General features: G+C 67.1%; 8 protein-coding genes. 6 read left to right on the top strand and 2 right to left on the bottom strand.

The features are described from left to right. The coding region (locus VFA16_RS20355; RefSeq protein ID WP_324969562.1) for an HAD hydrolase family protein at positions 1 to 466 on the top strand (466 nt) is incomplete at its 5' end. A 5-nt stretch (positions 467 to 471) separates the two neighbouring features. Here VFA16_RS20355 and VFA16_RS20350 read toward each other — a convergent pair. Further along, positions 472 to 2,100: an N-acetylmuramoyl-L-alanine amidase gene (locus VFA16_RS20350; protein WP_324969561.1), complete on the bottom strand. Its 1,629-nt coding sequence runs from the start codon at positions 2,098 to 2,100 to the stop codon at positions 472 to 474. A 165-nt stretch (positions 2,101 to 2,265) separates the two neighbouring features. Continuing rightward, on the bottom strand, positions 2,266 to 3,237 hold the full coding sequence (locus VFA16_RS20345) for a hypothetical protein (protein ID WP_324969560.1): 972 nt from the start codon (positions 3,235 to 3,237) through the stop codon (positions 2,266 to 2,268). A gap of 253 nt (positions 3,238 to 3,490) precedes the next feature. On the opposite strand from VFA16_RS20345, the gene glf reads away from it, so the two are divergent. The 5 genes from glf to aftB all read left to right on the top strand — a co-directional run. Then, positions 3,491 to 4,702 (top strand): UDP-galactopyranose mutase, encoded by a 1,212-nt coding sequence (gene glf / locus VFA16_RS20340; protein WP_324969559.1) that lies wholly within the window; start codon positions 3,491 to 3,493, stop codon positions 4,700 to 4,702. Beyond that, a complete protein-coding gene (locus VFA16_RS20335; protein WP_324969558.1) occupies positions 4,699 to 6,654 on the top strand; it encodes a glycosyltransferase in 1,956 nt (651 codons plus the stop codon). The genes glf and VFA16_RS20335 overlap by 4 nt, the downstream gene beginning before the upstream one ends. Continuing rightward, the gene (locus VFA16_RS20330) at positions 6,647 to 7,183 is read left to right on the top strand and encodes a phosphatase PAP2 family protein (protein ID WP_324969557.1); all 537 of its coding nucleotides are present in this window, start codon (positions 6,647 to 6,649) and stop codon (positions 7,181 to 7,183) included. The genes VFA16_RS20335 and VFA16_RS20330 overlap by 8 nt, the downstream gene beginning before the upstream one ends. Beyond that, entirely contained in the window at positions 7,180 to 8,094 is a 915-nt protein-coding gene (locus tag VFA16_RS20325; RefSeq protein WP_324969556.1) for a decaprenyl-phosphate phosphoribosyltransferase, read from the top strand. Before VFA16_RS20330 ends, VFA16_RS20325 begins: the two co-directional genes overlap by 4 nt. Before the next feature lie 13 nt (positions 8,095 to 8,107). Continuing rightward, a partial coding sequence (gene aftB, locus VFA16_RS20320) for a terminal beta-(1->2)-arabinofuranosyltransferase (protein ID WP_324969563.1) occupies positions 8,108 to 9,806 on the top strand: 1,699 nt, incomplete at its 3' end.

Below are 9,806 nucleotides of genomic sequence, written 5' to 3'. Positions count from 1 at the left end.
CGATACGGCGACGCCGCAGTTCGTGAGTTCGCCTGGCTACGAGCATGCCTGGCTCAATCCGGACAACACCGAGGTGTCGATCGAAGACCTGCTGAGCGCGCCCGCGATCAAGCTGCTGATCCGCAAGGCAGGCGCCCGCAGCGACGACATGGCAGCCGAATTGATCAAACACGTTGGTGCTCAAGGAGATGTCACATACTCCACCAACAACGGGCTGATCGAAATCGTCCCGCACGGCATCAGCAAGGCCAGCGGTGTGGAGGAGATCGCCGGCCCGCTCGGCATCTCGCTCGACGACGTGGTGGCGTTCGGCGACATGCCCAACGATGTGCCGATGTTGCTGCGGGCCGGGCACGGCGTAGCGATGGGCAACGCGCATCCGGAGGTGTTGGCGGTGGCCAACGAGATCACTACCTCCAACACCGACGACGGAGTCGCTCGAGTGCTGGAACGCTGGTGGCTTTAGCCGGCCTAGTGCGTCGCGCTCATTGGGCGTGAGAACCGCTCGAGCTGCACGGGCGGTCCGCTCGCCGCCGGTGGCGGCAGTTGCTCGGCGACGCCGTCGATCACCCGAACCACCGTCGCCGTCTCCCGGTCGAAGTTCAATGTTCCGTGCTGGAAGTTCTGCTTGACCCATTGCGGTTCTTGGATTTCGGCGCTGGTCGGCAAGCCGAGGGCACCGCGCTCGTAGCCCAGTGAAGCCCAGGCCTCGTAGATCGCGCCGGTGAGAGGTTCGGCGCCGGTCTCCGGTGACCAGTACATCGCTCCCTTGTCGAACGTGGCGTAGCGCGCCGAGCCGGCTCCGGTCGCTTCGGGGGACGTCGGCGCGCCGAGCGCGCTGTTCATGCCGCCCATCTCCTGCCAGCGCGCGTAGATGGCGCCGCCCTCCAGTGACGCGGCGACGTCGTCGGGACCGGGGGCATCGTTGAAATGCGCGGCGATTTCCCGGATTTTGTCGAGCAACGCATACGCCGTGTTGCCCGGGCAGGCGGTGGGGCCGACATCGCGGTGGCTGAAGATGGCCGGCAGCGTCAGCGTTGCGCCGCCAGGGATACGGGTGTATTCGCCTCCGGCCGAGGCCATCGTCACGGTGCCTTTCGGGTTGACGTGGTCGAGGCCCAGCCGCCAGCCGAGCAGCCGGCCGACCGTGCGCAATTGGATCGACGTGGGCGGCACGTCGTCGAAGTCGCCGATCATTGCTACGCCCCAGGTTTCGCGGTTGAATCCGCCGGTGTGCGATCCTTCGACCGGTTTGGTGATCCCGCCGGCGCGGCCCTCGAACACTTGGCCGTACTTGTCGACCAGCGCGTTGTAGGCGATGTCGCACCAGCCCAGCGTTTGGGTGTGGTAGGCGTAGATTTCCCGCACGATCTCGGCCGAGTCCTCGGGGGAGTAGTCGTTGCTGCCGGCCGTGTGGTGGACAATTGCCGCGTGGATTCCGTTGTCGTACACCGGGTTACCGCATCGTATGGACTCGTCTGCGCCCCACTGTGCCCGGCTGATGATGTTGGGCGGCTGCCCGGGTGCCAGCACGGCGGTCGGCGGATTCCACTGGGTGTCGGCGGGTGCCTGCGGCGGGGAGATCAGGACGGCCGAGACGTTCTGGGGCAGCGGCTGTTCGACGGTGGCCGGCACATATCCCAGACCAGCCGGCGCATGGCGTGGTGGCGGCGACGTCAGGGGCGCGCCGGGCGGGCGGGTGATCGCGATCTGCACCATCGTGGTGCGGCCCACGAATACCGGCTCGGTGCCGCGAGGACCGCGCGCTGCTTCCGCCGATCCGTCACGGCCGCCGGACTCCAGCGCCTCCGTCTCATACCAGGGACCCCAGGAGCCGTCGGCGCGCTTGGCCCGCACCCGCGCCGAGGTGCCGGTCAGGTCCCCGCCGGTCAAGGCGACCATGGAAAACGGTGTGGGTCGGTTGATTTCGCGGACTGTAACGCCACCGCCCAGCCCGATCAGCGGCTGCTGAGCGACGTACGTGTCGCTAGGCCGCATCGGCGCCTCGCTGCGGCCGGAGTCGAGCGCCCAGGGCAGGATTACGGCGGTCGCCACGACGGCGCTGAGCAACATCGTGGGTGCGGGGCGGCGGCACGGCACCAGATGATGTTACGTATGTGTTTTGTGTTGCTAATGTTTCGACACGGGAATTTGTGAACAAAGCGCGGCAACGGCACCGCAGAGTCTCGTCCCTGGGTCGCCCCCGGGCCCAGGTCCCACTCTGCGGTGCCGTCTGGTGACAGGCTCTATGCCACCCCCACCGCGTCAGGTTGCCGGCGCCGGTGCCGGTATCGGCGCCGCGGCAGCAGGTGCCGCCGCACCCGCGTTGGCGCCCTGGACAGCCTGCATGATCGAGGGCATCACCATTCCCTTGATCAGGTCGATGGCCTGAGTGGCGCCCAACTGGTTGGCGGTGCTCATCACGTCGCTGATGATTCCGCCGCTGCCACCGCTGCTGCTCGCCGCCGGCGCCGCACCCAATGACGGGTCACCGAGGATCGGGTAGGTGCCGCCCGCACCCGGGTCCAATCCGACGGGAGCAGTAATCGGTACCTCGCCCGGACTGGTCAGGGCTCCCGGACTCGTCAGTGACGGGTCGATGCCGGTCCCCGGGGTCAGTCCGGCCGGGTTGGCCAGGCCCGGCGCCGCGCCGGGGTTCGTCAAACCCGGGCTGGTCAGGCCGGGATTGGCCAAGCTCGGATCGGTCAGCCCTGGAGTGGCCGACGGCGTTGCGGCGCCCGGCGTGGTGAGTCCGGGTGTGGTCAAGCCGGGCGTGGTCGCGCCAGGGGTGGTCAGGCCCGGCGTTGTCGTGCCGGGCGTGGCGAGGCCCGGTGTGGCGGTCCCCGGAGTCGTCAGGCCGGGTGTGCCCAAGCCAGGTGTGGCCGCCCCAGGGGTGGTGAGGCCAGGACTGGTGAGGCCAGGGCTGGTGAGTCCCGGCGAGGTCAGCCCCGGCGTAGCGAGCCCGGGGGTGCTGGCGGCTGTCGTGCCCGCGCCGCTGAGGCTCGGCACCGGCGGCAGGTTGATCCCGAATTGCGACAACCCCTGCGACAGCGCGGACATCAGCTCGTTGGGCAGGTCGGTCGTCACCGCCGCCCGCACGAATTCTCGGTGCTGAGGCGCGGGCTTGGCGTCGGCCGTCAATTCGGACACCGTGACATAAGCGAAAGGACTCGCGACTGCCAGGGCGGCGACCGCGCTCATGGCTGTCGAGAGCTTGCGTCGACGTCGGTTCGGCACGGAAGTCTCCTCAATCTGGACTATGTGGTGTTCGGCCGACTTGCAGGTGCAGCACGACATGAAGCCGACGTGATTGATGCTACTGCTGTGATTGCTGAGACTGATGTGGCGATATCGAATCGTGAGGCAATCGCGACCTAGAACCAATAGTGAGCACGGTCGCGGATGCGGACTACCGGCTGACGGCGCGCCCAAAATGCCCCGTGCCGCCAATCGGGGTCGGGCCGCGCGGGTCGGATACCCTAGGCAACCGATGACCGCTCGCTTTGACCTCTTCGTCGTCGGCTCCGGATTCTTCGGGCTGACGATTGCCGAGCGCGTCGCCACCCAGCTGGGCAAGCGGGTCCTGGTCGTCGAAAGGCGCCCCCACATCGGTGGCAACGCCTATTCAGAGCCCGAGCCGCAGACCGGCATCGAGGTCCATAAATATGGGGCCCACCTGTTCCACACGTCCAACAAGCGGGTGTGGGACTACGTGCGCCAGTTCACCGAGTTCACCGGTTACCAGCACCGGGTGTTCGCACTGCACAACGGGCAGGCCTACCCGTTGCCGATGGGCCTCGGCCTGGTGTGCCAGTTCTTCGGCAAGTACTACAGCCCCGACGAGGCGCGCCAACTCATCAAGGAGCAGGCCGCCGAAATCGAGTCCGCCGACGCGCAAAATTTCGAGGAGAAGGCGATCTCGCTGATCGGGCGGCCGCTGTATGAGGCGTTCATGAAGAACTACACCGCCAAGCAGTGGCAGACCGACCCCAAGGAACTGCCGGCGTCCACTATCACGCGGCTGCCCGTGCGTTACACGTTCGACAATCGCTACTTCAACGACACGTATGAAGGGCTGCCGGTCAACGGTTACACCGCGTGGCTGAAAAACATGGCCTCCGACGATCGTATTGAGGTGCGGCTGAACACCGACTGGTTCGACGTGCGTGAAGAACTCCGCGCCGCCAGCCCGGATGCTCCGGTGGTCTACACCGGCCCGCTGGACCGCTACTTCGACTACGCCGAGGGCCGGTTAGGTTGGCGGACTTTAGATTTCGAGGTCGAAGTGCGTGACACCGGTGACTTCCAGGGCACGCCGGTGATGAACTACAGCGACCTCGACGTGCCCTACACCCGCATCCACGAGTTCCGCCACTTTCACCCCGAGCGGGACTACCCCACCGACAAGACGGTGATCATGCGGGAGTACTCGCGGTTCGCCGATGACGACGACGAGCCCTATTACCCGATCAACACCGAATCCGACCGCGCGCTGCTGGCCGCCTACCGGACCCGGGCCAAGGCTGAGACCGCGTCGTCGAAGGTGGTGTTCGGCGGGCGGTTGGGCACCTATCAATATCTGGACATGCACATGGCGATCGCCAGTGCACTAAGCATGTTCGACAACGTGCTGGCGCCCCACTTGCGCGACGGAACGCCGCTGACCCAATCCGACAACGATAAGGAAAGCGTCCGCGGATGACACCGACCCCTGGCCGAACAACGGCCGAAAACAAATCCCCACACGGCGACGGGACAGCGGATGCCGCGGTGAGCCTGCTGGCCCGAGTGATCCTGCCGCGCCCGGGCGAACCGCTCGACGTGCGCAAGCTCTACCTGGACGAGTCGACCACCAACTCCCGGCGCGCGCATGCGGTGACACGCACGACACTGCAAATCGGTGCGGAGTCCGAGGTGTCGTTCGCCACCTACTTCAACGCGTTTCCGGCCAGCTATTGGCGGCGCTGGAGCAGGTGCAAGTCGGTGGTGTTGCGCACGGAGTTGACCGGCACCGGACGCGTCGACGTCTACCGCACCAAGGCGACCGGCGCGCGGATTTTCATCGAGGGCCGCGGATTCGACGGCAGCCCGGAGCAGCCGGCGACAGTCGAATTCCAAGTCGGACTCGAGCCGTTCGAGGACGGCGGGTGGATCTGGTTCGACATCACCACCGACGCCGACGTCACGCTGCTGAGCGCGGGCTGGTACGCGCCGGAGCCGGCACCGGGCGTGGCCAACATTGCGGTGGGAATCCCGACGTTCAATCGGCCTGGCGACTGCGTCAACGCCCTGCGGGAGCTGACTTCAGATCCCCTGGTGGACAAGGTGATCGGCGCGGTAATCGTGCCCGACCAAGGCAAGGCGAAGGTCCGCGAGCACCCCGACTTCGCTGCTGTCGCCGCCCCGCTGGGCAACCGGCTATCCATCCACGACCAGCCCAACCTGGGTGGTTCTGGCGGCTACAGCCGGGTGATGTACGAGGCGCTGAAAAACACTGACTGCCAGCAGATCCTGTTCATGGACGACGACATCCGCATCGAGCCCGACTCGATTCTGCGGGTGTTGGCCATGCACCGCTTCGCTAAGTCGCCGATGCTGGTGGGCGGGCAGATGCTCAACCTGCAAGAGCCGTCGCACCTGCACATCATGGGCGAGGTGGTGGACCGGTCGAACTTCATGTGGACCGCTGCGCCCTATGCCGAGTACGACCACGACTTCGCCAAGTTCCCGTTGAGCGACAACAATATTCGCAGCAACCTGCTGCACCGGCGCATCGACGTCGACTACAACGGCTGGTGGACGTGCATGATCCCGCGCCAAGTCGCCGAGGAACTCGGACAGCCGTTGCCACTCTTCATCAAATGGGACGACGCCGACTACGGGCTGCGCGCCGCCGAGCACGGCTATCCGACTGTCACGCTGCCCGGCGCCGCCATCTGGCACATGGCGTGGAGCGACAAGGACGACGCGATCGACTGGCAGGCCTACTTCCACCTGCGTAACCGGCTGGTGGTCGCGGCCATGCACTGGGACGGCGACATCATCGGCCTGGTGCGCAGCCACCTCAAGGCGACGCTGAAACACCTTGCCTGCCTGGAGTATTCGACCGTGGCGATCCAGAACAAGGCGATCGACGACTTCCTGGCCGGCCCGGAGCACATCTTCTCGATCCTGGAATCCGCGCTGCCGGAAGTGCACCGCATCCGCAAGGCTTACCCCGACGCTGTCGTGCTGCCCGCGGCCAGTGAGCTGCCGCCGCCGGCGCAGAAGACCAAGCCGATGAAGCCGCCGGTGCATCCGCTGGCCATCAGCTACCGACTGGCCCGCGGCACCCTGCACAACCTCACCAAGGCCGACTCCACACATCACCAGCGCCCGCAGCTCAACGTGGCGACCCAGGATGCCCGGTGGTTTCGGCTGTGCACGCTCGACGGCGCCACGGTGACCACGGCCGACGGCCGCGGCGTGGTCTACCGGCAGCGCGACCGAGCCAAGATGTTTTCGCTGTTGTGGCAGTCGCTGCGCCGTCAGCGCCAGCTGGTGAAGCGGTTCGACGAGATGCGCAGGACCTACCGCGAAGCGTTGCCGGTGCTGTCCAGCAAGCAGAAGTGGGAGACCGTGCTGCTGCCTGCCACACCCACAACGCATGGCTGAGGTGGCCGCGCCGCGCGGCGAAGTGGCGGCAGTGGTGGCGGTCCAGTCGGCGCTCGCGGGCCGGCCCGGTGTGCTGGCCGTGGCGCGCGGGCTCTCGCACTTCGGTGAGCACAGCATCGGCTGGCTGGCGGTGTCGCTGCTCGGCGCGGTCCTGCAACCGCAACGGGCCCGGGCCTGGCTGCTGGCCGGAGTCGGTGCCTTCGCCGCACACGCCGCCGCGGTGCTGATCAAGCGGCTGGTGCGGCGACCGCGTCCCGACCATCCGGCTGTCGCAATCAACGTCGGCACCCCCAGCCGGCTGAGCTTCCCGTCGGCGCATGCCACCTCTACCACCACGGCGGCCATCCTGCTGGCACGAGCCAGCCGTATCCCGCTGCCTGCCCTGTTGGTGCCGCCGATGGCGTTGTCGCGGATACTTCTGGGCGTGCACTACCCCAGTGACGTGGCCATCGGTGTTGCGGTCGGCGCCGCCGTCGCGACCGTCGCCGTCCGGGCCGACAAGCGCTTCAACGGTGAGTCGGCCCAATGAGTGAGGATGTGGTGCCGGTGACCGGCCCTCCGGCCAACCTGATCGTCGGCGTGGTCAAGGCGATCCGCCCGCGGCAGTGGGTGAAGAACGTGCTGGTATTGGCCGCGCCGCTGGCGGCGGCGGGACGTGGCATGCACTACGACTACGTCGACGTGCTCGGCAAGGTGGCCGTGGCGTTCGTGGTGTTCTGCCTGGCCGCGTCGTCGGTGTATCTGATCAACGACGCCCGCGACGTCGAAGCCGACCGCGAGCACCCCACCAAGCGGTTCCGGCCGATTGCTGCCGGTGTGGTTCCCGAGTGGCTGGCGTACCTGCTGGCGGCGGTTCTCGGTGTCGCATCGCTGGTGATCGCCTGGTGGCTGACCCCGAACCTGGCGCTGGTGATGGCCGTCTACATCGGCATCCAGCTGGCCTACTGTTTCGGCCTCAAACACCAAGCGGTGATCGACATCTGCATTGTGTCGTCGGCGTATTTGCTGCGGGCGATCGCCGGCGGCGCCGCCGCCGATATCCCGCTCTCCCAATGGTTTTTGCTGGCCGGCGCATTCGGATCGCTGTTCATGGTTGCCGGCAAGCGCTACGCGGAGCTCGTGCTGGCCGAGCGCACCGGCGCCAAGATCCGCAAATCGCTGGAAACCTACACCAGCACCTACCTGCGGTTCGTGTGGACGATGTCGGCCACCGCGGTGGTGGTGTGTTACGGCCTGTGGGCCTTCGAGCGCGACGGCTACTCCGGCTCGTGGTTCGTGGTGTCGATGGTGCCGTTCACCATCGCGATCCTGCGCTACGCGGTCGATGTCGACGGCGGTTTGGCCGGGGAACCCGAAGACATCGCGCTGCGAGACCGGGTCTTACAACTACTGGCGCTGGCGTGGATAGGAACAGTCGGTGCTGCTGTTGCGTTCAGCTAGTCCCCGCGTCGCCGTGGCGTCCCCCGGGGTGCCGGCGGTGGGGCGGCCGCGGTTTGCGTACGACCCCACGGTGCGGGTCAGCCTGTGGGCCAGCGTGATAGTGGTGGCGGTGCTGTTCGGCTGGGGTTCCTGGCAACGACGCTGGATCGCCGACGACGGCCTGATCGTGCTGCGCACGGTGCGCAACATGCTGGCCGGCAACGGGCCGGTGTTCAACGCGGGTGAGCGGGTCGAGGCCAACACCTCGACCGCGTGGACCTTCGTGTTGTATCTGGGCAGCCTGGCCGCCGGGCCGATGCGCCTGGAGTATGTGGCGTTGGCTTTGGCGTTGGCGCTCAGCTTGATCGGGGTGGCGCTGCTGATGCTGGGTGCGGGCCGGCTCTATGCACCGAGCCTGCAGGGACGACGGGCGGTCATGCTGCCGGCCGGTGCCCTGGTCTACATCGCCGTGCCGCCGGCGCGCGACTTCGCCACCTCCGGACTGGAAAGCGGTCTCGCGTTGGCCTACCTGGGTTTGCTGTGGTGGATGCTGGTGTGCTGGTCGCAAGCACTGCGGGTCCGCCCGGAGGGGCGGTTGTTCACCGCGGCGCTGGCCTTCGTCGCCGGCTGCAGCGTGCTGGTGCGTCCCGAGCTGGCGCTGATCGGCGGCGGCGCCCTGATCATGATGCTGATTGCGGCCCGGGGCTGGCGGCGGCGCGCGCTGATCGTGGTCGCCGGCGGGCTGCTGCCGGTCGGCTACGAAATCTTCCGGATGGGCTACTACGGGCTGCTGGTGCCGGGCACCGCGTTGGCCAAAGACGCCGCGGGGGACAAATGGCCGCAGGGCATGATCTATCTGGCGAACTTCAACCGGCCCTACGCCCTGTGGGTGCCAGCGCTGCTGTTGCTGGCGTTGGGCGTGCTCTTGACGGCTACGCGCACCCGTCCCTGGTGGATTCGGCACGAGGCGCCGCCCGGTTACGGACGGTGGGCGCGGACGGTACAAAGCCCGCCAGCCGTGGTGGTTTTCATCCTCGTCAGCGGGCTGCTGCAGGCGCTGTACTGGATACGCCAAGGCGGCGATTTCATGCACGGCCGGGTCTTGCTGACCCCGATTGTCTGTTTGCTGGCGCCGGTGGCCGTGGTTCCGGTCGTCTTTCCCGAAGGCACAAAATTCTCGCGGGAAACCCGGTATGTGCTGGCCGGTGCGGTGAGCGCGCTGTGGCTGGCGGTCGCGGGCTGGTCGCTGTGGGCGGCCAACTCGCTGGGAATGGGCGACGACGCCACCCGGGTCACCTATTCGGGCATCGTCGACGAGCGCCGGTTTTACGCGCAAGCCACCGGGCACGCGCATCCGCTCACCGCGGCCGATTACCTGGACTACCCGCGGATGCGCGCCGCGTTAGTGGCGATCAACAACACGCCTGCCGGGGCGTTGTTGCTGCCGTCCGGCAACTACAACCAGTGGGACATTGTTCCGGCTGCCGCCCCCCCGCCGTCGCGGCCGGGAACTCAGGGTCCCCTCGAAAAAGGGCCGCACACAGTCTTTTTCACCAACATCGGCATGGTCGGGATGAACGTCGGGCTGGACGTGCGAGTGATCGACCAGATCGGTTTGGCTAATCCGCTTGCGGCGCATACCGCGCGGCTGAACCACGGCCGGATCGGGCATGACAAAAACCTGTTTCCCGATTGGGCGATCGCCGAGGGCCCGTTCGTCGGTGTTCCGCCGT

It is taken from the genome of Mycobacterium sp. (genome assembly GCF_035653355.1).
Lineage (GTDB): Bacteria > Actinomycetota > Actinomycetes > Mycobacteriales > Mycobacteriaceae > Mycobacterium.
Note: the sequence above shows the minus strand (reverse complement) of the source record. Positions and strands in the feature narration are given on the sequence as shown.

Excerpts from the sequence above, each read along its gene's own strand:
- VFA16_RS20330 (WP_324969557.1), top strand. The coding sequence starts at position 6,647 with ATGGCTGAGGTGGCCGCGCCGCGCGGCGAAGTGGCGGCAGTGGTGGCG.
- VFA16_RS20335 (WP_324969558.1), top strand. The coding sequence starts at position 4,699 with ATGACACCGACCCCTGGCCGAACAACGGCCGAAAACAAATCCCCACAC.
- glf (WP_324969559.1), top strand. The coding sequence starts at position 3,491 with ATGACCGCTCGCTTTGACCTCTTCGTCGTCGGCTCCGGATTCTTCGGG.
- VFA16_RS20325 (WP_324969556.1), top strand. The coding sequence starts at position 7,180 with ATGAGTGAGGATGTGGTGCCGGTGACCGGCCCTCCGGCCAACCTGATC.